Genomic DNA, 26,251 nt, shown 5'->3' with positions numbered 1-26,251 from the left:
GCAGCCCTGTCTTCAACAACGATCCTCTCCTGTCGTGGTGCACGATAATCAGTCCCGGATAAAGTTCGTGAAAACTGTTTTTTCCTGCATCGGAAGTTTCACACCCGCCCTGAGACCCGCTTCCTTGCACTTCAGGAAGAACGCCATGTTCCGGGCGAGTATCCGCACGGTCTGCAGGCCTTCGAGGTCTTTCTCCACATCCTCCGGCGCTGCCCCGTGAACCATGTTCCAGTAACGGGAAGATATGACCGGCATCTCCGAGATGGTGAAATACTTGTTGAGCTGGTCGAAGGTGGCCGTCGTCCCTGCCCTTCGTGCGGAAACGACTGCGGCCGCCGGTTTCAGGGAGAACACCTGTCTTCCTGCCTGCATGTTGGTATAGAAGACGCGGTCCATGAAGGAGGTCATCGCACCGGTTGCCGAAGCGTAGTGTACCGGCGATCCGAAGATGAATCCATCCGCATCCTTTGCGATGTCCAGGAACTCATTGACTGTGTCGTCAAACACGCAGCGGCCCTTTTTGGCACACGTCTTGCAGGCGATACAGCCGGCAAGCGGTTTGATACCGATCCAGAAAATTTCCGTCTCGATCCCTTCTTCGTTCAGGGTTTTTGCTGCTTCGTTGAGAGCCGTCCAGGTGCAGCCCTTCCTGTGAGGGCTGCCGTTTACCAGTAATACCTTCATTTCTCTTCCTCCTGATGATTATCGGTCAGACCGTCTTTCCCATCGCATATGCCTGATCCATCGCCTGGCTTCCTGTGATGTCCCCGATCTTCCATGCACCGGTTCCATAGATAATTCCCTTCTCGTTCAAGCCGCTGAAACAGGAAGTAAACCCTCTGAATCCCTCTATCGTCCTTTCCAGTGATTCTTTTCGGGTGTCAGCCGCAGTAACGATGAAATACATGTCCTTATTGCTGATTTCGGTAAACTTTGCATACGTCCTGTCGATCAGGGTCTTCATCTGCGCATCCATGGTGTAATAATACACCGGGGTTGCCATGACCATGACATCGGCCGCCAGAATTTTTTCCAGAATTTCAGCCATATCATCCTCCTGAACACAGATTCCTCCGTTCCTTTTGCAATCGTCGCATGCAAGACAGTAATTTATCTTCCAATCTCTCAGGAATATTTTCTCAACCTGGTGACCGGCATCCTGTGCACCAGCCATGAACCGGTCACACAGCAGATCGGAATTTCCGTGTTTTCTCGGACTGGCTGATATAATTACAACGTTTCGACTCATGATTCTCCCCTTATTACTGTTATAAATTTGAATATTCCTCATCGGTGACGGGTTCCAGCCACTCGGCCTCTCCCAGTTCTGCATTCGTACTGATGGCGATATGGGTGAGCCCACTGTCCGGTGCGGCACCATGCCAGTGTTTCACGTCCGGACGGATCGTTACCACGTCCCCTGGATGAAGCACCCGTGCCGGCCTACCCTCTTCCTGGTAGAATCCTCTGCCGCCGGTAACGAGCAGGATCTGGCCGCCGGGATGTTTATGCCAGTTGTTCCGTGCGCCCGGTTCAAACGTAACGTTATAGGTCGGGCAATGCAATGTGCTGTCATTGGGAACCAGTACCTGAAGCCATGCCGTCCCACGGAAATATTCGTTCGTAATCTCTTCTCCTTTCGGGAAGATTTCCCGTTCCTGTAAATCATTTGATGTATCCATATGACATTCACCCGTTACTCTGGCACAGAGATCTCCTGGGATGGTTATGGTACATATAATGAAGGTATAGCGTTTATAGGATGTACAAACAACTATGTACCATACTGACAGGTTTGATACTGATGGATACCACGCAGAAAAAATACAAGTACAACTGGGGAATCGAGGCAACCCTGGATGTGATCGGGGGCAAATGGAAACCGCTGGTCATCTATCAACTCAAGGACGGGACGTTGCGTTTTAACCAGATCGTGAGCAAGGTAACGCCCAGGATCACTCAGAGGATGCTGACAAAAGAGCTCCGCGAACTTGAAAAAGATGGCCTGGTCACCAGAACGGTGTACGCCCAGGTCCCGCCGAAGGTGGAGTATTCACTCACCGAGACCGCACAATCCCTCATCCCGATCCTTGACCAGCTCTGTGACTGGGGATATGAACACATGAATGACGACATCGAGTTCAAGTGTGAGGAATAACCGGCCGCTGGATATCTGATGCTCACTATTTGACCGAAAAGGCCTCCTTCACCAGTCTCTTCTGCTCCGGGGTCAGCGTTTCAGGTATCTTGACGACGACCCGGACCAGCAGGTCTCCCCGGTTGTCAGAGTTCAGATAGTGCATCCCCTGTTCCCGAAGACGGAAGCGGGTATGGCTCTGGGTGCCGGGGGGGATCGTCAGCATCGCCGTTCCGGTGAGAGTGGGCACCTGGACCTCCCCGCCGAGGAGAGCCGGGCCGAGCCCGATGGTTGCGGTACTCTGGAGGTCGACGCCGTGCCTCTCGAACGTATCATGACGTTTGATATGGACGACGATGTACAGGTCGCCCGGGGCACCCTGGTTTTCACCCGGCTCTCCCTCGCCGGCGACTCGCAGGAACTGGCCGTCCTCGACTCCCCGTGGGATCGATACCTCGATCCTTCTCGTCCTGCGTGTCGACCCTTTTCCCTGGCAGGCCTCGCAGGGCTTTCCAATGATCTTACCACGCCCGCCGCAGTCGGGGCAGGGGGCGATATTCACCACCTGCTGACGGCCGGACCGCTGAATCGCTCTGATCTCGCCGGTTCCCTTGCAGGTGGGGCAGTCGCGGATGAAACCGGGCTGTGCACCCGTTCCCTTGCAGGTGCTGCACTCATAACTGTGGGGAACCTCGACGATCTTTTTCATCCCATAGAAGGCGTCGGAGAGAGAGATCTCGAGATCAAACCGGAGGTCTGCGCCTGCCCGGCTTCTTGCCCTCCCCGACCCCCCGGAGAAGGCATTGAAGATGTCCCCTAACCCGAAGTCCCGGAAGAGATCGTCGTAGCTTGGCGGCTTATAGGTGGCGGAATCCCCCGGTTTAAACTCTGTCCGTCCCACCTGATCGTACTCGGCCTTCTTCTGCGGGTCGCTCAGCACCTGGTAGGCTTCGTTGATCTCCTTGAACTTCTCCTCTGCGTCCTTGCTCCCCTTGTTGAGGTCAGGGTGAAATTTTCTCGCCAGCTGCCGGAACGCCTTCTTCAGATCGTCCTGGGAGACGTCTTTTTTGACGCCCAGAACTTCATAATAATCCTTCTTCTCCATCGACGTCAGAAAAAATGTTACTTCTCGTCATGGACCTTGAAATCGGCGTCCACAACGTTTTCATCGGGGTTTTTGCTCTCTTCCCCCTGTGCCTGTCCGCTGCCGTTGCTCTCCCAGCCGGCCGAACCAGTCTGCGTCCCCGCCTGTTCCTGCGCCTGTTGCCGGGCGGCTTCCTCCTGGTAGACGGCAGATCCGACCTCTCCCAGCACGGTCTGGAGTTTCTCGGTCTCCGATTTGATTCTGGGGGTATCCTTCCCTTCCAGTGCTGCTTTCAATGTTACGATCGCCGCATTCATCTTTTCGATCAGCTCAGCGCTCACCTTGCCGGCGAGATCGGCTTTTGTCTTGTCGGCCGTATAGATCAGGGAATCGGCGGCGTTGCGGGCTTCGATCTCCTCTTTCCGCTCCCTGTCCTGCGCTTCATACTGCTTGGCCTCGTCGACCATCTTCCTGACATCGTTCTCTGCCAGCTTTGTCGAGGCGGTGATGGTCATCTTCTGCTCCTTGCCGGTGCCGCGGTCCTTCGCCGAGACATTGAGGATGCCCGAGGCATCGATGTCGAAGGTGACATCGACCTGGGGGACCCCCCGCGGTGCCGGCGGAATCCCGACGAGGTTGAACTGCCCGAGGCTGACGTTGTCGGCCGCCAGGGGGCGTTCCCCCTGAAGCACGTGGATGGTGACCGAGGTCTGGAGGTCGGCGGCGGTCGAGAATACTTCGCTCTTTCTGGTGGGGATCGTCGTATTCCGTTCGATCAACGCGGTTCTCACGCCGCCGAGGGTCTCGATACCGAGGGTCAGGGGCGTCACGTCGAGGAGGACCATGTCCGTGATCTCGCCGCCGAGGATCGCTCCCTGGATGGCCGCACCCATGGCCACGCACTCCATCGGGTCGATCCCCCGTTCCATCTTCTTTCCGACGTGGTCCTCGATGAACTTCTGGACCACGGGCATCCTCGTGGGTCCGCCGACGAGGATCACCTTCTGGATGTCATCCTTCTTCAGCTTGGCGTCCTTCAATGCCTGTTCGAACGGCTGGATGCAGCGTTTGATGATCGGTTCGACGAGCTGCTCGAGCTTCGAACGGCTGAGCTTCAGGGAGAGGTGTTTGGGGCCGGCCTGGGTGGCGGAGAGGTACGGGAGGTTGATCTCGGTCTCAAGGACGGTCGACAGTTCGATCTTCGCCTTCTCGGCCGCCTCCTTCACCCGGTTGATCGCCATCTTATCGTTCCGGATATCTATCCCCTCGAGCTTCTGGAACTCGGCTGCGATCCACTCGTAGATCACATTGTCCATGTCGGTGCCGCCGAGCTGGGTGTCCCCTGAGGTCGCGAGCACCGTGAACGTCCCGCCGCCGAACTCCATGATCGTCACGTCGAGCGTGCCGCCCCCCAGGTCGAAGACCAGGATCTTATACTCTCCGCCCCGGTCGAGGCCGTATGCCATCGAGGCGGCCGTGGGCTCGTTGACGAGCCTCACCACGTCGAGGCCGGCGATCTTCCCGGCATCCTTCGTTGCGGTCCTCTGGTTGTCGTTGAAGTAGGCGGGAACGGTGATCACCGCCTTTGTGATGGTCTCGCCCAGGAACGCCTCCGCATCCCGCTTGATCTTCTGCAGGAGGAATGACGAGATCTGCTGGGGGGTATACTCCTTGTCGAAGATTTTGTAGATGTGGTCCGAGCCCATCTTCCGCTTGGCTGCCGTCACCGTCCCTTCGGGGTTGCTGACGGCCTGCCTCCGGGCCGGCTCTCCGACGAGGAGCTGGCCGTCCGTTGAGAACGCGACATACGAGGGGAACATCTTGCCGGCGACGGTGGCGCCCTCTGCCGAGGGGATGATCGTCGGCTTTCCGCCGAGCATCACCGCGGCCTCGCTGTTGGATGTTCCAAGATCGATTCCAATAATTTTTTCTTTACTCATTCTGCTCACCTACGGTTCCTGAATTTTTTTCTGAAATCTTTACTTTTGATGGCCGGATCACCTTCGACTTCAGATGATAGCCCTTTCCGATCTCTTCGATGATGGTGTCGGGTTCTTTGTCGCATCGCTCCTTGCAGAGTACCTCGTGGAGGTTCGGGTCGAACCGCTTCCCCATGCATTCGATGGGCTGCAGTCCGTACTCGTTCAGGATCTTCACCAGTTTCTTCTGGATCATCTGGATCCCCTGCCGGTTCTCCTCCTGTTCAAGGGCTGGCAGGGCACGATCGAAGTCATCCAGGATGACGAGGAGATCGCCGATCAGGTGCTCGTTGGCCAGGGTGACGATCGACCCTCTCTCTTTTTCAGACCATCTTCGGAAGTTGTCGAAGTCCGCCTGAAGGTAGTGGATCTGGTTGAGACGTTCTTCTGCCAGGTGCTTCTGTTCTCCAAGTTCCTTCTTCAGATCTTCAATCTGCTCTGTCAATTGCTGATTTGTGAACTCGATGGCATCACCGGTCATTTGACGGGGTATAGTCCTCAGAGTTTAAGAGGTTTTTCTCAGCTGCTGTGGTGTATACCTCGAACGTCTCGCTATTCCAGAGGATTGCTGTCACTGTGTTCGCCTCTTCTCTGACTGTCGATCCTGGACGGATGCCGTCGACCGTTGAATGAGAAGAAGGCGTGAAGGTTTTATTTTTATTCAGGGGGGGCCGGCGTGTTTATCCACCAGTACCCGGTCGTGCAGTTCAAAACCATCGACGGCGTACCGACGGTCATCGGAATCGACGAGGGGCGGTGGTCTTCTCTCCTCCAGGGCATACGATCACAGGGGGAGACCTTCAGGGTCCTGAGCCGGGAGGGGTTCGTGCAGAAGATTTTAGTGAAGCAGATCGGGCCGCTTGGGTACACGCTCCCCGGCCCGATCCCGGTGGAGACGATCCTGAATTTCAGAAGAGCCGGCGATCGTTGTGGTGGTCTATCTGGCCGGGGTGACGAGCCCGGGTCAATGGTCGCTTAGTCAGCAGCGTCAGCAGCATGTACGCAGCATGTGCTGCGACCATAGAAAACGATAAACCGGCCCTGTCTGCGGAAACGGATGATGTATCATTCTGTGTACAGAGAGAAGTATCGTTGTACGCAGCAGATATGAAGAGCATGCACCCTGCATCCTCACCGGTGGGGAGTGCTGGTGCAGGTGTGTGTGTTCTGGAAAAAACTGCTGACAAAATTTTAATACCAGTAAAAATTCCCTGATTCGGGAATCCGGCCGGCATTCCCCTCCGATAGTCAGCAGCAAAAACTGCGTACAGGCTGCTGACAACTGCTGATACGGCTGACTCCAGCCCGGCAGGGGTTGAACCAGATTGGTCGGCGGGGTTCGGGGGATTTGGGGAACGGACCGGTTGATGGTGATGATCGTGTCGGTGGACCTGTGAGGGGGACGGGTCCGTGAACCGGACAGATTGATGATGGGGATCGGTTCGCCGGTGGATGATGGCGTTCATGTTGAACCGGGAGATTTATTCATCCTGGACGAAAGGCGGTCTGGTCCGGCTCCGGCTTGATGATGGCACCAGCCCTGATCCGGGTGCCGGTGACTTTCAGCATTTTCAGCACGTTTTCAGCAGTTGCTGAAAATGTCCAGCCGCAGCCGATCGCCACGCCGGCGCTGCCCCTCGCCCAGGCGACAACTCGGTGACATTGGAATAAACGAAAGTTGTGAAATGATTTCGATAATTATAAAGTGATTGTCTAACATTGTCTAACATTGTATCTATTTCTCCACGATAAATCGCTCAAATTTTGAAATGGAGCGAGATAGGAAGATAGAGAGATCAAGACATTATGCGAATATTGAATAATTGAAGGTACTTTAGACAATGAGCACTCCTACATTTATGAATCCAAACAAGGGTTGATACCCTTCTCTTCGAGTAGTTCGCCATGCTCGCCACCGCATTGGATGGCATCGGCCGGCTGTGGGACCTGATCATGCAGTTCGCGGTGCAGGGCCGGCGTCATCCTCTCCGCCGGGACGTTACCGATGTTTTTTTGGATCTTCTCGGCCTCGGGCGGTCGGTGCCGGCTGGGTAGAGAGACTGGCCTGACTTAACCCGATGGCTGCGATGATGACTCATGTTAATTGCTGCATTTACAGCAGTTTTACAGCAATCTTACAACACCTGCTGTCAATGAGTCGGCCGCGAATCCGGTTTCTGATTGTAACAGCAATTCCATACTACTCAGTACACATAAGAGTGTACCTCTCATTACAGCAGATCTAGAAAGTATATGCGACTCCTTATCTGGAGAAGATCCAGTTGGTCCGGGTATACGTTATTTCCGATCTGCTGTAAATGAGATCCCGAAATTGAATATGGCGCCCTATTCGTCGAACCGGATGAGGAGGCTGGCCCGATTGATTACAGCACCTGCTGTAAATCTGCTGTAACCGTGCTGCAAAATAACCACCCTGCTGTAAACAACCTGGAGCCGGCCGCAGCTCCGGAAGCATCTCTCATCAAGAAGGTGGCGCCGGCCCTTGCCGGGGGACTCTTCTCGGATCCCGGGCGCTGTCGTGATCGGGTGGTGCACTACCTTGAACAGTTTTTTTTCTCTATCCGGGTGGAAAGGAACCTGCAGTTCTAGAAGAGCCGGCTCGACGAGGCTGGTGTCATCCTCTTCACAGGGAGGTTTCCATTATTTTATTCTTGAGAGGCTCGGCCTCAGACAACAAATGCCGACGACAGTTGTTGGATGTCAGGTGTTGTCCATTCATAGCATTTTTTGGCTTTGATGAAACCCTCAGTTTATCCCCTTTAACTTTTATTTTACATTACAAAGCAAAATTGACAAATATTATAATGGGTTTCATCAGATCAATAATTATATTTTTACAACGGAAAAAACCAAAAAAACAAGAATAACGGAAAATTTTATATCGCCTAACTCATATTCTTCTCTATTATGGCAATTCCTGATTATCAATCGCTTATGCTTCCGTTATTAGAAACACTTGGTGATACTCAGGAACATAAAATTAGAGATATACGCAACCTGTTAGCAGATCATTTTGGACTTACTCTTGAAGAAAGATCACTCCAGTCTCAAAATACCCTTTTTAACAAACGAGTGAGTTGGGCAAATTCATCTCTTAAAAATGCAGGGTTGGTTGATAACTCCACTAGTGGCATCATGAAAATCACCCAAAATGGATTGGAGGTCTTGAATCAACATCCAATCCAGATTGATAACGATTTTCTGTCCAAATTTCCTGGTTTTGTAATATTCAATAAAGGGAGGATATCTTCAGGACCTGAAGAAGGAGATCCAAAAATAGAATTAACCCCATATGAATTACTCGAAAAAAGTTATCAGATAATTAGGGATCAACTGGCTAATGATCTCTTAGAACAAGTATTCGCTAGTTCTCCCGTTTTTTTTGAAAAGATGGTTATCGATCTTTTATTAGCAATGGGCTATGGGGGGTCAAGAAAGGATGCAGGAGAAGCTATTGGTCGAAGTAATGACGAAGGTGTTGATGGAATCATTAAGGAAGATAAACTGGGTTTGGATGTAATTTACATCCAAGCAAAGAGATGGAAGAATCCTGTTGGTCGCCAGGAGATTCAAGGATTTGTGGGTAGTCTTGAGGGTAAAAAAGCACGCAAAGGAATTTTTATTACAACTTCTCAATTTACCAAGACGTCAATAGAATATGTTAAATCGATAGAAAAAAAGGTGATTCTGATTGATGGCATCCAGTTGTCCCAATTCATGATAGATTATGGTGTTGGCGTAACAGATCTTAACACGTACATAATTAAACGAATTGACTCTGATTATTTTATAGAGGAATAGTCAATTCTTTCAACTTTATCTTTCTCTATGTTCATCTGGGAGAAAAAACGTGGTGAACTGGAAATAGCAACATACCTTAATGGTTTTCATATTTTGGTTTTATTATCTCCCTCAGTCAGATCTGTAAAATATTGTCCTTTTTATCGATATCAGCAATATGCGCTAAAAGTCTGAATGGTTTCAACAGATCTCATTTTTCCAATTTAAATGGATCATCCTAGTTGCAGCGATCCAGATCGAAAGACCTTCATGTCCCGCCGTTCTCAGTCCTGTTATGAAGGCGTGCGATGAAGACCGGATCTGACAATTATTATTCCTACTGGGGAAAGGCACAGAGGGAGGGTGAACCAGAGAAGGGGGCCGGTTATCACCTTCTCGTGTACCACTGCCTCGATGTTGCAGCGGTGGGACAGAAATTATTAGAACAAGATCCTTTGCTGATGCACAGGTTCACAGCCCTGACCGGATTCAACGACGATCAGGTCCTTCACCTCATTCCATTTCTCCTCGCACTCCACGATCTCGGGAAATTTTCAGACCGCTTCCAGAACCTGAAGCCCGATCTGATGGAACTGCTGCAGGGGAATAGAGGCTCACGACGCTACCCCATACGCCATGACTCAATGGCTCTCTATCTCTTTGAACAGGATATCCGGGATCTGGCATGGAAGAAAAACTGGTTCTGGATGGATCATGATCTTCCCTACGCTGAAGATGAATGGTTTGAAATCTTTGCTCCCCTGTTCCGAGCGGTCAGCGGTCATCATGGAGAACCCCCCCAGCATGACGAAACTGTGAGCGTGGATTCCCTGTTTCTGGACGGAGACCGGGCTGCAGCCCGGGACTTTGCTGTTCAGGCTGCCACGCTTCTTTTGGGCTCCGGCTCCTATCCGCCAATCGAATATTCTGAGGGCTGGTTCGAACAGTTCTCCACCGCATCATGGCTCCTCGCCGGCCTGGTGACTTTGAGTGACTGGCTTGGATCGAACCGGACATTCTTTCCATTCCAGACAGAAGCCATGGACCTGGCTGTGTACTGGAAGAATTTCGCCCAGAAGGGTGCAGAGGATGCTGTTAGGGATGCCGGGGTGCTGCCGGCCACGGTCTCATCGAACTGTGGGATGGCCGGCCTCTTTCCACCAGATCTGCCTCCCAAAATTACCAGTCCTTCCCCCATTCAGACGTACCTCTCATCCTGTTCACTTACCCCGGAACCACGCCTCACTATCATCGAAGAGACGACCGGGGGTGGAAAGACTGAAGCAGCTCTGGTCCTCGCTCACCGACTGATGAACTATGGATGCGGAGAGGGGATCTTTATGGGTCTGCCCACCATGGCGACTGCGGATTCCCTGTATGGCAGAATTGCACAGACCTACCAGCGGATGTATACGGGCGATCAGCGGGCATCTGTTGTACTGGCCACCAGTGCGAGAGATCTATCAGATCTCTTTAAAAAATCGGTGCTGCCACCAGGACAGTGGAGCCATGAACAGTACAAGCCCGGAGAGGAGACTGCATCTGCTACCTGTACAATCTGGCTTGCCCAGAACCGAAAGAAAGCGCTGCTCGCTCAGGTGGGTGTCGGAACCATCGACCAGGCATTAATGGCTGTACTTCCATTTCGTCACCAGTCTCTGCGGCTGCTCGGATTGGCCCGAAATATTCTGATCGTCGATGAGGTACATGCGTATGATCCGTACATGCACACAGTCCTCTGCGGATTGCTCAAGTTTCAAGCAGCATTTGGAGGCAGCGCGATCCTCCTATCAGCAACCCTGACCATGGCACAGAGACAGGATCTGACCAGTGCCTTCTGTGCAGGACTCGGACGGAGAGCAAAAACTCTGACCGATGAGACGTATCCCCTGATCACCATGGCTACGGCCCAGGATGTAACGGAGACTCCAATCGATTCATCTGCTGCCAGGGTTCGAACGGTCAGGGTGCAGATGGTCGATGATTCTGCTGATGTCCTAGAACAGATCGTCAGAGCTGCTGGTGATGGCCGATGTGTCTGCTGGGTCAGAAACACCATCGACGATGCGATCAACGCCTTCAATGAACTCAACACGAGGCTGGAGAGCAGACAGGTGCTGCTCTTTCATGCCAGGTTTGCCCTGGGTGATCGTCTGGATATCGAGAAAAAGGTACTGGACACTTTTGGAAAAGAGAGTCTGGATCCAATCAGACGGGGGATGGTCCTGGTCGCCACCCAGGTGGTGGAACAGTCACTTGATCTCGACTTCGATCTGATGATAACCGATCTCGCTCCAATGGACCTGATCATTCAGCGGGCCGGCAGGCTTCACCGTCATCCGCGAGGAGATCGGGGGGAGGCCGTAATGGTAGTGCTGGCTCCCCCTCTGACCCGTACACCAGATCCTGACTGGTATAAGCGGGTCTTTCCAAAGGGTGGATATGTCTACCCCAACCATGGGCAGCTCTGGCTGACGGCTCAACTGCTCGATACAAAGGGAAAGATTGTGATGCCTGATGGGGCCAGAGATCTCATCGAAGGGGTATTTGGAGATGGTGCACAGATCAGGATTCCATTGTCACTCCTACCGCGCGAGGTCCTGGTGGACGGAAAAAAGCGGGGAGACATTTCAATCGCACGCCTGAATACCCTTGAAGTGTCCGATGGATACCGGAGAACCCCCACGCAGTGGGTGGAGGAGGCCCACGTCTCCACCCGACTCGGTCAGCTCACCAGCACCCTCGTACTGGCCAGATGGGACGGCACCACGCTGACGCCATGGTATTCCTCCAACCAGAACGCATGGGACCTGAGTCAGGTCCATATTGCAGAGAAGAAGGTTGCCAGCGCAGCAGTGTTTGAAGGTGAACTCGGTGCGGCGGTGAAACGATTAGAAGACCAGATTCCGGGTCTTGGTAAATGGTTGATTCTCGTTCCACTCAGTTGTACCAGTGCTGGTACATGGGAAGGGCCTGCCAGAAACGATGCGGACGAGAATGTTACGGTGATCTATGATCCTGTTTTGGGTTTCATGATGAAAAATTAGAAAGTTTTATAATCTTTAGAAATCTCATAAGGTTATGTGGTTATTTGAATGTTGTATCATATATTTTTGATCGGACGGTCAATTACACCTCCTGATCCTATCTCCGGGAGAGATCCTCCCGGTGGAGGCGGTCACTGATGTTAAACCTGATCGAACAGGCATGGATTCCAGTGATCCGAAAAGATGGAGAGCGATCAACGATCGCCCCCTGGGAACTGACTAGCGACTATCAGGAGAATCCTATCGTCGAACTGGATGCACCGCGGCCGGATTTCAATGGCGCATTGGTCCAGTTTCTGATCGGTATCGTCCAGACAGAGCTCCCTCCAACGAATCCCGTGACATGGAAGCGGATGTTCCGGAGACCTCCTGAACCTGCAGATCTGAAAGCGTCGTTCAGTACACATATAGAGGCGTTCAACCTTGACGGGGACGGGCCACGGTTCATGCAGGATCTGACCCTTGCGAAGGGGGAAGCACTCGCGATCGATAAACTGCTGATCGAAAGGCCGGGAGAGCAGACCGTCAAGAAAAACACCGATCATTTCCTTAAACGAGGAGGGATCGATCACCTCTGTATGACCTGTGCCGCAATGGCACTCTTCACCTTGCAGACCAATGCCCCATCTGGAGGAAGGGGGCATCGGACCTCATTGCGGGGGGGAGGACCCCTGACCACTCTTGTCACCGGAAGAACACTCTGGGAGACTGTCTGGCTGAATGTGATCTCACCTCAGGAACTGGAACGTTACGGCAACAGTGCCCTGACCAGTGCAGCCGATATCTTTCCCTGGATGGGGGAGACCAGGACCAGCAACAACAATGAGATCACGACACCCCAGGATGTGAATCCTGCCCAGATGTTCTGGGGAATGCCGCGGAGGATCCGACTCGACCTCGATGGAAAACCAGAACCCGGTGAATGTGATCTCTGTGGAAAAACCACCGAAAGACAGGTCAGTACGTTTTCTGCGAAGGATAGCGGTGTCAATTACAAGGGTGGATGGTGCCATGTGCTCTCTCCATATTCGACCAACCCCAAGGGAGAACTGCTGGCCAAGCATGCCCAGCCCGGTGGAGTCACCTATCGGAACTGGCTGGGACTGGTCCAGAACGATTCACAGAACAACAGCCAGCCGGCCGCAGTGGTCTCACTCTTCCGGGAACAGCGTCAGCTGGGACTCAATGGGTTTCAACCACACCTCTGGGCCTTCGGATATGACATGGATAACATGAAAGCACGCTGCTGGTACGAAGGGAAGATGCCGCTCCATCATATCGACGAGGGACTCTTGCCCGGGTATGAAGAAGAGATCGCACGCCTGGTCAGAACTGCCGGCCTGATCGGATTCAGTGTCCGGACGTCCATCAAAAAGGCACTCTTCTCCCGGCCAGAGGATGCTACCGGGGATCTCTCGTTCATCGATGCCCGGTTCTGGCAGGACACCGAGCCGGCATTTCATAAAACGCTCGATGAACTCGCCACCCTGCTGAAGGATGGGGGCGATAGAACTACATTGAAGTTGAACTGGCTGAAGTCTCTCAGAGATGAAGGGAAGCGGCTCTTCGATGACTATTCCCAGGCTGATCTGATTGATCAGACCGATCCCAAGAGGGTTGCCCTGGCCTGGCGGGATCTCCAACGGTTTACTTCAAGATTCAATAAAAAGGTCCGCGAAACGCTCGACCTTCCTATTGAGGCAAAACCGGATGAGGCGGATATCCCTGATGCTGGCGTATGAATGGAGATTCGAGAATTATGACAAACACACAGAGTTACCTAGATTTTAAAGATCCGAAGGTGAAGGCGGCGCTCTCCACCTGGTGGGAAGGGCTGGACGAGGCACGGGGAGACCGGGCGATGCTGAGACGGTGCCATTCCACTACTGAAGTGGCATTCATGCCGACCTATCATCGGTTGCGGCTGAGTCTGGAGCGTATCGGTCATGTCGATCCGGATCGACTTGCCCTTGTCGCCGGGGTGCTCTCCCATCTGAAAGAGAACACCCGAACGAAGAGTACCATCACATTTGCTCAGCAACTGGCGACACCGAAGAAGGATGGAGACCATGCTGCTATGAGTGGTCTCCGGTTTCGCCGGCTGCTGCAGGTCGAGCATCCCGATGATCTGTATCAGGCGATGATACGGGCAGTACGGCTGCTCGGTGGCGCTGCTGATATTGACACCCTGGCCAATGGAGTCTACTGGTGGAATGAAATGACGAAGAAGAACTGGGCTTTTGAGTATTATGAGAAGGCCCCGAATGAAGACTGAAAACATTATGGAGTGATGAATATGACAGAATTTGTTCAATTACATATGCTTGTATCGTACCCGCCGTCGAACCTGAACCGTGACGACCTCGGAAGACCAAAGACTGCGGTGATGGGTGGTCAGCAGCGGCTACGGATCTCTTCACAGAGTCTGAAGCGAGCATGGCGCGAGTCTGAGGTCTTTTCTACTGAACTGGCCGGTCATCAGGGAATTCGAACGAAAGAGATGGGAAAATTGATCGCCGAGTCGTTCCAGACCGGAATCCCACTCAGGTCTCTGATTGCAGGCGAGAAGGATCAGTCAGCTGTGTTCACCCCAATCCAGGAGAAAGAAGCGGTGAAATATGCCCATATAATTGCAGGCGTCTTTGGTAAAATGAAGAAGGGAGATGACAGTCTGGAGATTGAACAACTGGCCCATTTCAGTCCAGAGGAAATTCTACAGATTGAAAACTTTATTAAAATCGTCGCTGAGAAGGGGAAAGAGCCTGCTGCGAACGAGATGGATCTCCTTAAAAAAAGACATACAGCTGCTGATATTGCAATGTTCGGGCGGATGCTTGCCTCTTCGCCGGCCTATAATACCGAAGCTGCGGTCCAGGTCGCCCATGCTATAACCGTCCATCCTGTCGCCGTCGAGGATGATTACTTCACAGCAGTGGACGATCTGAATCGTGGTGAAGAGGATGTCGGGGCTGGACATATCGGAGATCTCGAATTTGGAGCAGGTCTCTTCTACCTGTATATTTGTATCAATACCGACCTGCTTCGGGAGAATCTCATGGATGATCCGAAACTGACCAGCCTGGCACTCAGATCCCTTATAACGGCCGCGACCACGGTCTCCCCCTCGGGGAAGCAGAACTCATTCGGATCACGAGCCTATGCTTCATACCTTCTTGCAGAGAAGGGATCACAGCAGCCTCGCTCCCTCTCGGTCGCGTTTCTCTCTCCAAAGAGAGAGGAGAAGGATCTTCTTGGAGCAGCAATTGAGTCCCTGCAGGTGACAAAAAGTAGGATGGACAACGCCTATGGACCCTGCAGTGAGGGATCTGCCGAGATGAATCTCCATACCGGTGAGGGGACCCTCGCAGAGATCCTCGACTTTGTGGCTGGTACCCATGCCTGAACCTGAGTACCTGACCTTCTCCCTTTATGGGATGATGGCCTCATGGGGAGATATCGCAGTCGGAGAGTATCGACCGACCGCGGATCACCCGACCCGGTCGGCAGTGCTGGGGCTTCTGGCTGCGGCTCTTGGGATCAGACGCGATGAGGAGGAACGATTGGCTGCTCTGACCAGAGCTTACAAGGTTGCAATCCGCGTGGACGCTCCGGGAATGCTCCTTCGGGATTATCATACCACCCAGGTTCCATCTGCTGCCAAGAAGGGAAGGCAATATCTGACCAGAAAGGATGAACTGGCAGCACCGCGAGAGGTATTGAATACAATCCTCTCCACCCGGGACTACCGGTGTGATGCTGTTTACCGAGTGTATATTTGGTGCCGGGATACCGCACCACCCTACTCCCTCAAGACCCTGGCCGAGCATCTCCAGCATCCAGTCTTCACCCTCTACCTTGGAAGAAAGTCGTGTCCCCTTGCGCTGCCGGTCAATCCGGAGGTGAAGACTGCTCCGGATCTCCTCACGGCCCTCTCTGAAGAACGGGAAATTGAACTGCGATTTTTGGGACGAGTACCGGGGAACCGGGATTCAAACGTCCGAGCATACTGGGACTGCACTGAGGGGATACAGGCAGAAGGTACTTCCGTCCGAAATGACGAAAGCCTGAACAGAAGACGATGGCAGTTTGGAAGGAGAGATGAAGAGTATGCGATGATACGTATTGTTACAGGAGGTGAGCAGCATGCAGATAAGCAAAATCCAACTTAATGCGGATGCTTCAGATCATCCTGCGTTCTGGGAGCATGTCGGTGGTGCATACCAGGCACATTCACTGATCTGGGATCTCTTTTCAGACGGGCCTGAACGTGAACGGGATTTTCTCTTCAGACAGGAGGTACACCAGGGGATGCCGGTCTTCTGGACGGTGTCAGAACGGGTGCCATCTGATCGGAATGAAACCTGGAATATCAAGTCCAAGCCATATGCTCCAATTCTGCGCCAGGGGATGCACCTGTCGTTCGTGCTCAGGGCGAATCCGATCCGGTCACGACGGGACGATCTGGGAAAACAACACCGACACGACGTTGTGATGGATATGAAGACCGCGTTAAAGGATTCTAAACCTGGAGATCAGTGGCCTGCTGAAGACCAGATCATTCAGGAAGCCGGCCTGGTCTGGCTGGCGAACCAGGGGAATGCAAAAGGTTTTTCCCTGCAGGATGGGGCAGTCAGAGTGGACGGATATACTCAGCACCGATTTGTCAAGCCGAAGAAAAAGCAGATGGTACAGATCAGCACCCTCGACTTCACGGGACTATTGACGGTGACTGATCCCGAACGGTTCACCACTGCGCTGTTCAACGGTATCGGTCCGGCCAAGGGGTTCGGGTGCGGATTGATGATGGTTCGGCCTGCGTAAGAGGGGATCGATATGCTCCCCCCTCTCAAACCCATTACCATCAAAGAACGAATGTCGATGCTCTTCCTGGAGCGAGGAGAACTGGATGTTCTCGATGGTGCATTTGTCCTGGTCGATAAAAACGGTGTCCGCACCCAGATCCCGATCGGTTCAGTTGCATGCCTGATGCTCGAACCTGGGACCAGGGTCTCCCATGCTGCCGTGGTGCTGGCAGCCAGGGTCGGATGCCTGCTGATCTGGGTTGGTGAGGCCGGGGTCAGGCTCTATGCGGCAGGACAGCCCGGCGGTGCCAGGTCTGACCGGTTGTTGTACCAAGCAAAACTCGCACTCGACCCGGAGGCACGCCTCAAAGTTGTACAGAAGATGTATGAGATCCGGTTTCAGGGCCCTGTCCCCTCCCATTACAGTATTGAACAACTCCGGGGTATGGAGGGGGCACGGGTCAGGGAGATGTACGTGCAGATCGGAAATCAGAACGGGATTACCTGGAAAGGGCGGGGATATGATCACACCGAATGGGAGAGCGGTGATCTCTCGAACCGGTGCCTGAGTTCTGCCACCGCATGTCTATATGGGATCTGCGAGGCGGCGATCCTGGCTGCGGGTTACGCGCCGGCTATTGGGTTTATTCACTCTGGAAAGCCGCAGTCGTTTGTATACGATATCGCCGATCTTTTCAAATTTGAGACTGTGGTCCCGGTAGCGTTTAGGGTTGCAGCGAAGAACCCAACTGATCCTGAACGTATGGTCAGGCTCGGGTGCAGGGATATGTTCCGGGAGACACGAATCTTGAGGAAGATCATCCCTGCCATCGAGACGGTGCTGGCTGCCGGCGGGCTCCCGGTTCCACAGGCCCCTGCCGATACATTGAAACCTGCGATCCCAGTGGAGAAGGGGTTGGGCGATGCTGGTCATCGTGGTTGAGAATGTCCCCCCGCGGTTGCGGGGGAGACTCGCGGTGTGGCTGCTGGAGGTGCACACCGGAGTCTACGTCGGGGACTTCTCAGTGAAGGTGAGGGATATGATCTGGGATCAGGTTTACGAAGGTGTCGATGATGGAAATGCTGTAATGGCCTGGAGCACGAACAATGAGTCGGGGTTCGACTTTGTCACCGTCGGGCCGAACCGGCGCATACCCATCGAGTGCGACGGATTGAAACTGGTCTCGTTTTTGGCACAGGCCGTAGATAGAGATGAATGAGGAGGTTTATCTGGATGCATATCCTGATAGAATATGATCAGATGAGATCTGATCAGAACCTGATCATGACAAAGAACCATGGTATCTCAAATTCTATTGGCAGTCGATCGCAGCCGGCACCGGTAGGAAGGAACTGAGTTTCCCCTTTTCAGTATATAATGAGAAGAGAGTTCCCCACAAGCGTGGGGATGAACCGCGATACTCGCAGCAGTTGGCGCGATTTACACGGAGTTCCCCACAAGCGTGGGGATGAACCGGAATCCGCCGACGCGAAGATCGAGATCTACACGAGTTCCCCACAAGCGTGGGGATGAACCGGCCCTCGAATGTGCAACACAGTCCGATACCTGGAGTTCCCCACAAGCGTGGGGATGAACCGTCTTCGACCGGGCCGGGAGTAAAGCAGCAAGTGAGTTCCCCACAAGCGTGGGGATGAACCGGTGCTGCCTCCGTGAATGGGGAACCCTTTGCTGAGTTCCCCACAAGCGTGGGGATGAACCGGAGTAGACGTTGAACTGTTCCCAACTGAAAGGGAGTTCCCCACAAGCGTGGGGATGAACCGAACTGCTGGTTTGGGATGAGAACAAAGAACTCGAGTTCCCCACAAGCGTGGGGATGAACCGGATCCGAGTTAGTTCTGCGGAGGTTAACTGTCGAGTTCCCCACAAGCGTGGGGATGAACCGTAGGACCCACAGTGATCCTCTCAACACCAAAGGAGTTCCCCACAAGCGTGGGGATGAACCGGCATCATTATTGTACCAAAATGCAGTTTTAACGAGTTCCCCACAAGCGTGGGGATGAACCGTCACAGGGACCTGAACCTGATAATCGGAGACTGAGTTCCCCACAAGCGTGGGGATGAACCGATTAAACTCAACATCGTGTTTTACCCGGGCCCGAGTTCCCCACAAGCGTGGGGATGAACCAGGTGATAAGGAGATCAAGGCCAAGCGAAAGATGAGTTCCCCACAAGCGTGGGGATGAACCGAGGACCTGGCTGCTCTGGAGAAGCGGGATCAAGAGTTCCCCACAAGCGTGGGGATGAACCTGTGTCGATCTGTTCCGATTCATTGCAGATAACGAGTTCCCCACAAGCGTGGGGATGAACCGAGCGGCGATCGAGGGTTGTTGTAGGCTCGGCGGAGTTCCCCACAAGCGTGGGGATGAACCGGTCCAGTCCTGCCCGACGGGTGGCGCAGTCTGGAGTTCCCCACAAGCGTGGGGATGAACCGCTCTTAATCGATCCATCTCCTCTGCGGAGAACGAGTTCCCCACAAGCGTGGGGATGAACCGGAGATGCATCTCGGGGGATGCAACCGCGTTAGGAGTTCCCCACAAGCGTGGGGATGAACCGAATGCGGATTTTTCCGATCTCCGGTTCACCGAGAGTTCCCCACAAGCGTGGGGATGAACCGGAGACTCATTGGTGTGGGGAATGGGCTCCAATGAGTTCCCCACAAGCGTGGGGATGAACCGTTTTCTACGATGTCCCCGCCGGCGAGTTCGGAGAGTTCCCCACAAGCGTGGGGATGAACCGATCACAATACATCACCGACCCTTCATAATATAGAGTTCCCCACAAGCGTGGGGATGAACCGGATCTTGTAGAAAAACTACAGAACAACCTAACGAGTTCCCCACAAGCGTGGGGATGAACCGAATGGATACCAGATTTATACATTTCAGATATTGAGTTCCCCACAAGCGTGGGGATGAACCGGGGAGACTAATCAGGGATCTGAGGGATGAGTAGAGTTCCCCACAAGCGTGGGGATGAACCGACATTAGGTCATTTATCCTGAATGACACTGGAGAGTTCCCCACAAGCGTGGGGATGAACCGCACCCGGGGAAGATGGTTTTTGCGCGAATAGAGGAGTTCCCCACAAGCGTGGGGATGAACCGCAGCGCGCCATTCCGATTTCGACGCCGATCATGAGTTCCCCACAAGCGTGGGGATGAACCGAAATTTTTATTCCCAATACAAAATCTTATAATGAGTTCCCCACAAGCGTGGGGATGAACCGATTCTGCATCATCGACTTCAATATCCAAAAAAGAGTTCCCCACAAGCGTGGGGATGAACCGATTGGGAAGATGAACTTGAACAATGGGGATTTAGAGTTCCCCACAAGCGTGGGGATGAACCGGATCTATAATATATTCTCTACCATAATATGATGAGTTCCCCACAAGCGTGGGGATGAACCGTTGTCGAACTATTAGACAGCGTTGATATTGACGAGTTCCCCACAAGCGTGGGGATGAACCGGAAAACAAATATGTAATTAATTTCCTTAGTGAGAGTTCCCCACAAGCGTGGGGATGAACCGATAAACACTATTAAATTTTGGATCATTAATATGAGTTCCCCACAAGCGTGGGGATGAACCGTTGCCGAACTATTAGACAGCGTTGATATTGATGAGTTCCCCACAAGCGTGGGGATGAACCGGAACATATAAATTAATCAACCCCACCATTAGAGAGTTCCCCACAAGCGTGGGGATGAACCTATGAGATTGTAGTTTCAATTGCTTCATCTATCGAGTTCCCCACAAGCGTGGGGATGAACCGTTCCCATCGACCAGTTTCTTCTGGTTCTGTATGAGTTCCCCACAAGCGTGGGGATGAACCGATTCCTCTTGAAGCAGAAATTTTAGATGATAAAGAGTTCCCCACAAGCGTGGGGATGAACCGTAGTTTTAATAGTATATCTATGTTGCGTGAAAGAGTTCCCCACAAGCGTGGGGATGAACCGGATCTACTGTAAACGAAACGGTTGTTTCTGGCGAGTTCCCCACAAGCGTGGGGATGAACCGAATCGCTGCGGAATTTTTCGAGGATGCTAGTAGAGTTCCCCACAAGCGTGGGGATGAACCGGATAACCTGTTCTTTTGGCTTGTTGTGCTTTTGAGTTCCCCACAAGCGTGGGGATGAACCGAACCCTCCGGTCTCAGGATGGTCGGAACCGGAGAGTTCCCCACAAGCGTGGGGATGAACCGTTGGATCTGAGAGGATATATCACAACGGACTGGAGTTCCCCACAAGCGTGGGGATGAACCGGTAGACAGAATGCGCGACGATGATATCGACGAGAGTTCCCCACAAGCGTGGGGATGAACCGACAACTACATCACAGCCGATGCGTACAACTGGGAGTTCCCCACAAGCGTGGGGATGAACCGATCTCTGGCGGAGCGTACATACTCCCAACCACGAGTTCCCCACAAGCGTGGGGATGAACCGTATGACCAGGTGTTCGAAATGCGGGCATGAAGGAGTTCCCCACAAGCGTGGGGATGAACCGGTGGTCAACACAGTCGACGACGAACTGGGCGCGAGTTCCCCACAAGCGTGGGGATGAACCGTCGGAGGTGTCGTGACGGACCCGGAACGACGGGAGTTCCCCACAAGCGTGGGGATGAACCGGATCCGTGATCGAGGTGTCGGTTTTTTTGTCCGAGTTCCCCACAAGCGTGGGGATGAACCGAAAAAACTCACCGGCATACATTTAGTGATGGCGAGTTCCCCACAAGCGTGGGGATGAACCGAGTCAACCACACAGGATACCCGGGACATTATCGAGTTCCCCACAAGCGTGGGGATGAACCGATCCGGGGCGGCGGGTTCGTCATTGACTACGCGAGTTCCCCACAAGCGTGGGGATGAACCGGCACTAAATACAAAGCGTTACTATGAACTTATGAGTTCCCCACAAGCGTGGGGATGAACCGGGAGCGAAACCATGAATCCCTGCTCAAATTTCGAGTTCCCCACAAGCGTGGGGATGAACCACAGCCGGCACAACTGCGGCACCCCGGCCGGCAGAGTTCCCCACAAGCGTGGGGATGAACCGTCAGCAGAGCCTCCCTGACGTTGGTGATCCCCGAGTTCCCCACAAGCGTGGGGATGAACCGGTTGCCGTTCCGAACTCTGCGAGGTTCTGTTGGAGTTCCCCACAAGCGTGGGGATGAACCGGCAGTGGTCGTAGAGGGCTTCCGGCAGTCCGGGAGTTCCCCACAAGCGTGGGGATGAACCGCCCGCTCCCTAATTTTTCCGAGCGGTCGCGCAGAGTTCCCCACAAGCGTGGGGATGAACCGAGATTACGCCGATGCTCGTTTCCAAAGTCCATGAGTTCCCCACAAGCGTGGGGATGAACCGTCGACGACTGCAATCGACGAGACCGAGCATCAGAGTTCCCCACAAGCGTGGGGATGAACCGCCGGCACCGGTGCGATCCCAACCGACAATCTCGAGTTCCCCACAAGCGTGGGGATGAACCGAGCCCAATCAGCCCCGCGAGCATCGTCTTCAGGAGTTCCCCACAAGCGTGGGGATGAACCGTCACAGGAGCAGCCGATCCATGTTTGGATTGGGAGTTCCCCACAAGCGTGGGGATGAACCGTGTCGTCAGATTACAACACAGTTAAAAAAATCGAGTTCCCCACAAGCGTGGGGATGAACCGGCGATCGGGTTCGCCCCTTTGACAGTGACGCCGAGTTCCCCACAAGCGTGGGGATGAACCGATCATTCAGCATTCCTCTCCGGATCGGTCAGAGAGTTCCCCACAAGCGTGGGGATGAACCGATACAATGGGTAGAACATTTTATACTTTTTCGGAGTTCCCCACAAGCGTGGGGATGAACCGTTGGTCGGGAAGCCGACGAAATACCGGGATGGGAGTTCCCCACAAGCGTGGGGATGAACCGAAACGGATGGCTCAAGACCATCAGAAGGGTCTGAGTTCCCCACAAGCGTGGGGATGAACCGAACCTCGCCCTGGTCGGGGCCAACTCCGCCGAGAGTTCCCCACAAGCGTGGGGATGAACCGATCGTTGAGAACCTCGCACCGACCCCGACCGGGAGTTCCCCACAAGCGTGGGGATGAACCGGCTTTCTGATCCTTCTGCCCGAACGAGAGCCCGAGTTCCCCACAAGCGTGGGGATGAACCGTGCCGTCAGCCTTGGCAGCGGTGTACTTCGCAGAGTTCCCCACAAGCGTGGGGATGAACCGTCTCCGCTGACGAAGGGCTTGATTGAGCAGATGAGTTCCCCACAAGCGTGGGGATGAACCGTTCCATTTGGAGTGAATTTCCCAATACAATGCGAGTTCCCCACAAGCGTGGGGATGAACCGTATTTCCATCTCCAAAATCCCAGAGCCATGATGAGTTCCCCACAAGCGTGGGGATGAACCGACGGGTATATTTCGGTATTTAACACAAATACGGAGTTCCCCACAAGCGTGGGGATGAACCGGGTACTTGATCGATACAGAAACCTATCAGATAGAGTTCCCCACAAGCGTGGGGATGAACCGCAGTTCTGGTAATGATTCACTTTGAATTGTTTGAGTTCCCCACAAGCGTGGGGATGAACCGATTTACTTCTCTACAGGCATCAGCCACAAGAGGAGTTCCCCACAAGCGTGGGGATGAACCGGTCTATGAGGGAGCGCCCCAATCGATCCATTTGAGTTCCCCACAAGCGTGGGGATGAACCGGAGCACACAGAGGAACCCTCCAATCACACCACGAGTTCCCCACAAGCGTGGGGATGAACCGTCCCAGGCTCGAGGTCAGTGAAATACCAGACAGAGTTCCCCACAAGCGTGGGGATGAACCGCTTCTTGACGATCAACGCGAACATCGACAATTGAGTTCCCCACAAGCGTGGGGATGAACCGATCGCAGAACAGTTTATCGAAATGCTCAAATCGAGTTCCCCACAAGCGTGGGGATGAACCTATATCCTCCCCAAAGCAATCAGAAGGGGGTTCGAGTTCCCCACAAGCGTGGGGATGAACCGAGGTCGAACCGCGAGATGTGTGAAACACTCAGGAGTTCCCCACAAGCGTGGGGATGAACCGGATCACGGCTGCGCTCAGTGAGGAGTTCGGAGGAGTTCCCCACAAGCGTGGGGATGAACCGAAAACTGCATCATTAATCAGATGGACGCTGTAGAGTTCCCCACAAGCGTGGGGATGAACCGGCTCGGGCGTTTGCACAACGGGAGATCGCGAAGAGTTCCCCACAAGCGTGGGGATGAACCGGAGTGCTCATAGTTCCTCCTCACCCAGGATGAGAGTTCCCCACAAGCGTGGGGATGAACCGTTTAATTGCATCCGCTCCACCAGATTTATGTGGAGTTCCCCACAAGCGTGGGGATGAACCGAGTACGCTCAGGATACGAGGATCTGGAGGGAGGAGTTCCCCACAAGCGTGGGGATGAACCGGAGCTGCGCCTCGACGAACGGCACAGTATGATGAGTTCCCCACAAGCGTGGGGATGAACCGTTCAACCCGTCGGTGTCTGCAGATTGGCGGAAGAGTTCCCCACAAGCGTGAGGATGAACTAAGATTCCGGGTCATTGTGATACTCATGGATGGCAAGTTCCACACATCTGGGAATGAACTGAGTAAAGTATAGAAGATGAATTGATTAACTAATATTACCTCACATATGAGGGGGGGTGAACCATTAGCGAACCGATGTGATCACCAAATCCTAAGAGTTCCCCACGCTTGTGGGGATAAACCGATACACCATTCGAATGTTTTGATATTAGTATCCTGTTCCCCACAAGCGTGGGGATGAACCGTATTAGTATACAAGGAGTGAAAAAGAATGTCAGAGTTCCCCACAAGCGTGGGGATGAACCGATTGATGTTTCTGAACATAAAAATTTATTATGGGTTCCTCACAAGTGAAGGGATGAACCGATATACCATTCGAATGTTTTGATATTATTATTTTGTTCCCCACATTTGTGGGGATATAATCCCGCAATAAATCATTCCTTCAATTCGGAAAACCACGTATATACTCCTGATTTATGCCATAACCAAGCACCGTCCCGCTCGCCACAAAAAACACACCACCACCCGAACCCCCGCCGGCGCCCGAACGGGATCACGACGAAGCCGGCCCCTTCACACCGTCGTCCTTCTCCTCGAAATCACCGTGGCCCGCCCGGGGAACCGGATGCGATCCGCGGGTGATGTGACAAGGGAAAAAAAACCTAAAAAAAAGTATGGGGAAAACTCCCCATCATTCAGTGCAGACCGTTACCGGAGCAGAGGATCCAGCAGACTGTTCACCTCGTCATCCGTCAGGTTGTAGTGGTAGAACTTCGAATAGAACTCCCGGGTGAGCGCCGGCATGTTCGTATCGGTGAACTTCTCGGGGTACAGGATCTTCGCCGTCCACGGGATACCGAGGATCCGGTTGACGCCCGGTGGCCGGTCGAACCAGGTGAATGGTGACTGCGGAACGAGATAGACCCGGTGGTTCTTCACCGCTGGAATCGACTGCCAGAGGGTGTCGTTATAGACCGTGCTGTAAAAGTCCGGGTCGCCCACGATGATCACATCTGGGTTCCACTTCGTCACCTGCTCCATCGAGACCGCTGTCATACCATTCCCTGGTGTGATCTGACAATCAGCCACATTGACCCCGCCGGCCAGCTCGATCAGATCCGCATGCGTAGAACCCGAGGGATCGGTCTGGAGTCCCTTGGGGCCTTCTGCGTAATAAACCCCGACACGCTCATTCTTTGGAATACCTGAAACCCGTGAGGTGACATTTGAGAGCACCCGGTTATAGAACTCGGAGAGCGATGCTGCCTGCTGATCAGCGCCAAGCAGTGTGCCAAGGAAGCGGATCGATGGATTGTAATCTGTGGCATTCATGGAATCCAGCACCCCGGCAACCGGTATTACGCCGAACTTCTGCTGGCGCTCATCCAGCGTGCCTGAAAAGTTTCCCTCGTTCATACCGCCATAGAGAATGACCTCGGGGTTCATTGATATGAACGTCTCATAATTCCCGGTCGTTTTGCCGTACCAGCCGCCGACATTGGGGAGGGAACGATATTTTTCAGGCAGGTAGACGGAACCGTTGATCTGGTTCAGATCGAAGTTGACCCCGATCAGTTTGTCCGGTGCCAGCACATAGGTGAGGATCGTGGTCGGCGGTTCCGTGCTGAGCACTCGAGTGATCGTCTGGGGGACAACCAGCGTCCGGCCCAGCATATCGGAGATGGTCTTTGTACTGTTTCCATGTGATACCGATGACGGTGTATTCGCCGAGGCGGCACCGCTCATTACAACAGCAGCGATTCCTGCGATGACGAGGACCGCTGCGATAATCAGGATTATCTGGTAATTCTTTTTCATA

22 protein-coding genes and 1 CRISPR repeat array are annotated in these 26,251 nt (G+C 53.4%); of the genes, 15 read left to right on the top strand and 7 right to left on the bottom strand.

Annotation, left to right across the window (positions count from 1 at the left end; genetic code table 11):
- Window positions 1-48: 48 nt before the first annotated feature.
- Genes MPAL_RS08010 through MPAL_RS08000 form a run of 3 tightly spaced genes read right to left on the bottom strand, consistent with a single transcriptional unit; the run spans window position 49 to window position 1,682 of the window.
- On the bottom strand, window positions 49-684 hold the full coding sequence (locus MPAL_RS08010) for a flavodoxin family protein (RefSeq protein WP_012618251.1): 636 nt from the start codon (window positions 682-684) through the stop codon (window positions 49-51).
- Between the two features lie 25 nt (window positions 685-709).
- Window positions 710-1,249, bottom strand: a complete 540-nt coding sequence (locus MPAL_RS08005) for a flavodoxin family protein (RefSeq protein WP_012618250.1) — start codon at window positions 1,247-1,249, stop codon at window positions 710-712.
- A gap of 19 nt (window positions 1,250-1,268) precedes the next feature.
- Window positions 1,269-1,682, bottom strand: a complete 414-nt coding sequence (locus MPAL_RS08000; RefSeq protein WP_012618249.1) for a (R)-mandelonitrile lyase — start codon at window positions 1,680-1,682, stop codon at window positions 1,269-1,271.
- A gap of 122 nt (window positions 1,683-1,804) precedes the next feature.
- Here MPAL_RS08000 and MPAL_RS07995 point away from each other — a divergent pair, with 122 nt between their 5' ends.
- Complete coding sequence (locus tag MPAL_RS07995) at window positions 1,805-2,158, top strand: winged helix-turn-helix transcriptional regulator (RefSeq protein ID WP_012618248.1); 354 nt, start codon at window positions 1,805-1,807, stop codon at window positions 2,156-2,158.
- Window positions 2,159-2,183: 25 nt separating this feature from the next.
- Here MPAL_RS07995 and dnaJ read toward each other — a convergent pair whose 3' ends face one another.
- The 3 genes from dnaJ to MPAL_RS07980 are packed head-to-tail and all read right to left on the bottom strand — an operon-like array spanning window position 2,184 to window position 5,681.
- Window positions 2,184-3,242 carry a molecular chaperone DnaJ gene (gene dnaJ / locus MPAL_RS07990; RefSeq protein WP_012618247.1) on the bottom strand — a complete coding sequence of 353 codons (1,059 nt, stop codon included), beginning with the start codon at window positions 3,240-3,242 and terminating at the stop codon, window positions 2,184-2,186.
- A 17-nt stretch (window positions 3,243-3,259) separates the two neighbouring features.
- Entirely contained in the window at window positions 3,260-5,161 is a 1,902-nt protein-coding gene (dnaK, locus tag MPAL_RS07985) for a molecular chaperone DnaK (protein WP_012618246.1), read from the bottom strand.
- Window positions 5,154-5,681 (bottom strand): nucleotide exchange factor GrpE, encoded by a 528-nt coding sequence (locus MPAL_RS07980; protein WP_012618245.1) that lies wholly within the window; start codon window positions 5,679-5,681, stop codon window positions 5,154-5,156. The genes dnaK and MPAL_RS07980 overlap by 8 nt, the downstream gene beginning before the upstream one ends.
- A gap of 195 nt (window positions 5,682-5,876) precedes the next feature.
- Between MPAL_RS07980 and MPAL_RS07975 the strand changes: the two genes are divergently transcribed.
- The 14 genes from MPAL_RS07975 (at window position 5,877) to cas2e (ending at window position 18,070) form a co-directional block, all read left to right on the top strand.
- On the top strand, window positions 5,877-6,179 hold the full coding sequence (locus MPAL_RS07975; RefSeq protein WP_012618244.1) for a hypothetical protein: 303 nt from the start codon (window positions 5,877-5,879) through the stop codon (window positions 6,177-6,179).
- 17 nt (window positions 6,180-6,196) lie between these two features.
- Window positions 6,197-6,415 carry a hypothetical protein gene (locus MPAL_RS15835; protein ID WP_148208192.1) on the top strand — a complete coding sequence of 73 codons (219 nt, stop codon included), beginning with the start codon at window positions 6,197-6,199 and terminating at the stop codon, window positions 6,413-6,415.
- A gap of 310 nt (window positions 6,416-6,725) precedes the next feature.
- Window positions 6,726-6,860 (top strand): hypothetical protein, encoded by a 135-nt coding sequence (locus MPAL_RS17220; protein WP_012618242.1) that lies wholly within the window; start codon window positions 6,726-6,728, stop codon window positions 6,858-6,860.
- A gap of 245 nt (window positions 6,861-7,105) precedes the next feature.
- The gene (locus tag MPAL_RS16295; RefSeq protein ID WP_012618241.1) at window positions 7,106-7,255 is read left to right on the top strand and encodes a hypothetical protein; all 150 of its coding nucleotides are present in this window, start codon (window positions 7,106-7,108) and stop codon (window positions 7,253-7,255) included.
- A 360-nt stretch (window positions 7,256-7,615) separates the two neighbouring features.
- A complete protein-coding gene (locus MPAL_RS07970; RefSeq protein ID WP_048145276.1) occupies window positions 7,616-7,810 on the top strand; it encodes a hypothetical protein in 195 nt (64 codons plus the stop codon).
- 318 nt (window positions 7,811-8,128) lie between these two features.
- Entirely contained in the window at window positions 8,129-9,022 is an 894-nt protein-coding gene (locus tag MPAL_RS07965; protein ID WP_012618240.1) for a restriction endonuclease, read from the top strand.
- Between the two features lie 287 nt (window positions 9,023-9,309).
- A complete protein-coding gene (locus tag MPAL_RS07960; protein WP_012618239.1) occupies window positions 9,310-12,048 on the top strand; it encodes a CRISPR-associated helicase/endonuclease Cas3 in 2,739 nt (912 codons plus the stop codon).
- 137 nt (window positions 12,049-12,185) lie between these two features.
- Window positions 12,186-13,790, top strand: a complete 1,605-nt coding sequence (gene casA, locus MPAL_RS07955; RefSeq protein ID WP_012618238.1) for a type I-E CRISPR-associated protein Cse1/CasA — start codon at window positions 12,186-12,188, stop codon at window positions 13,788-13,790.
- A gap of 17 nt (window positions 13,791-13,807) precedes the next feature.
- Window positions 13,808-14,323, top strand: a complete 516-nt coding sequence (gene casB, locus MPAL_RS07950; protein ID WP_148208191.1) for a type I-E CRISPR-associated protein Cse2/CasB — start codon at window positions 13,808-13,810, stop codon at window positions 14,321-14,323.
- Between the two features lie 21 nt (window positions 14,324-14,344).
- Window positions 14,345-15,451 (top strand): type I-E CRISPR-associated protein Cas7/Cse4/CasC, encoded by a 1,107-nt coding sequence (cas7e, locus tag MPAL_RS07945; RefSeq protein WP_012618236.1) that lies wholly within the window; start codon window positions 14,345-14,347, stop codon window positions 15,449-15,451.
- Complete coding sequence (gene cas5e, locus MPAL_RS07940; protein ID WP_012618235.1) at window positions 15,444-16,217, top strand: type I-E CRISPR-associated protein Cas5/CasD; 774 nt, start codon at window positions 15,444-15,446, stop codon at window positions 16,215-16,217. Before cas7e ends, cas5e begins: the two co-directional genes overlap by 8 nt.
- Window positions 16,192-16,869, top strand: coding sequence for a type I-E CRISPR-associated protein Cas6/Cse3/CasE (cas6e, locus tag MPAL_RS07935; RefSeq protein WP_012618234.1), 678 nt, complete (start codon window positions 16,192-16,194; stop codon window positions 16,867-16,869). Before cas5e ends, cas6e begins: the two co-directional genes overlap by 26 nt.
- 12 nt (window positions 16,870-16,881) lie before the next feature.
- A complete protein-coding gene (gene cas1e, locus MPAL_RS07930) occupies window positions 16,882-17,793 on the top strand; it encodes a type I-E CRISPR-associated endonuclease Cas1e (RefSeq protein ID WP_012618233.1) in 912 nt (303 codons plus the stop codon).
- Window positions 17,774-18,070: a type I-E CRISPR-associated endoribonuclease Cas2e gene (gene cas2e, locus MPAL_RS07925; RefSeq protein WP_012618232.1), complete on the top strand. Its 297-nt coding sequence runs from the start codon at window positions 17,774-17,776 to the stop codon at window positions 18,068-18,070. The genes cas1e and cas2e overlap by 20 nt, the downstream gene beginning before the upstream one ends.
- Before the next feature lie 167 nt (window positions 18,071-18,237).
- A CRISPR array of direct repeats spans window positions 18,238-24,430; the repeat unit is 29 nt; unit sequence GAGTTCCCCACAAGCGTGGGGATGAACCG.
- A 710-nt stretch (window positions 24,431-25,140) separates the two neighbouring features.
- Here the strand turns inward: cas2e and MPAL_RS07920 are convergent.
- Window positions 25,141-26,250, bottom strand: coding sequence for an ABC transporter substrate-binding protein (locus MPAL_RS07920; RefSeq protein ID WP_012618229.1), 1,110 nt, complete (start codon window positions 26,248-26,250; stop codon window positions 25,141-25,143).
- Window position 26,251: the final 1 nt, after the last annotated feature.

The organism is Methanosphaerula palustris E1-9c, assembly GCF_000021965.1.
In the GTDB taxonomy this organism is placed as follows: Archaea; Halobacteriota; Methanomicrobia; order Methanomicrobiales; family Methanospirillaceae; genus Methanosphaerula; species Methanosphaerula palustris.
This window is presented reverse-complemented; position numbering and strand designations above follow the sequence as displayed.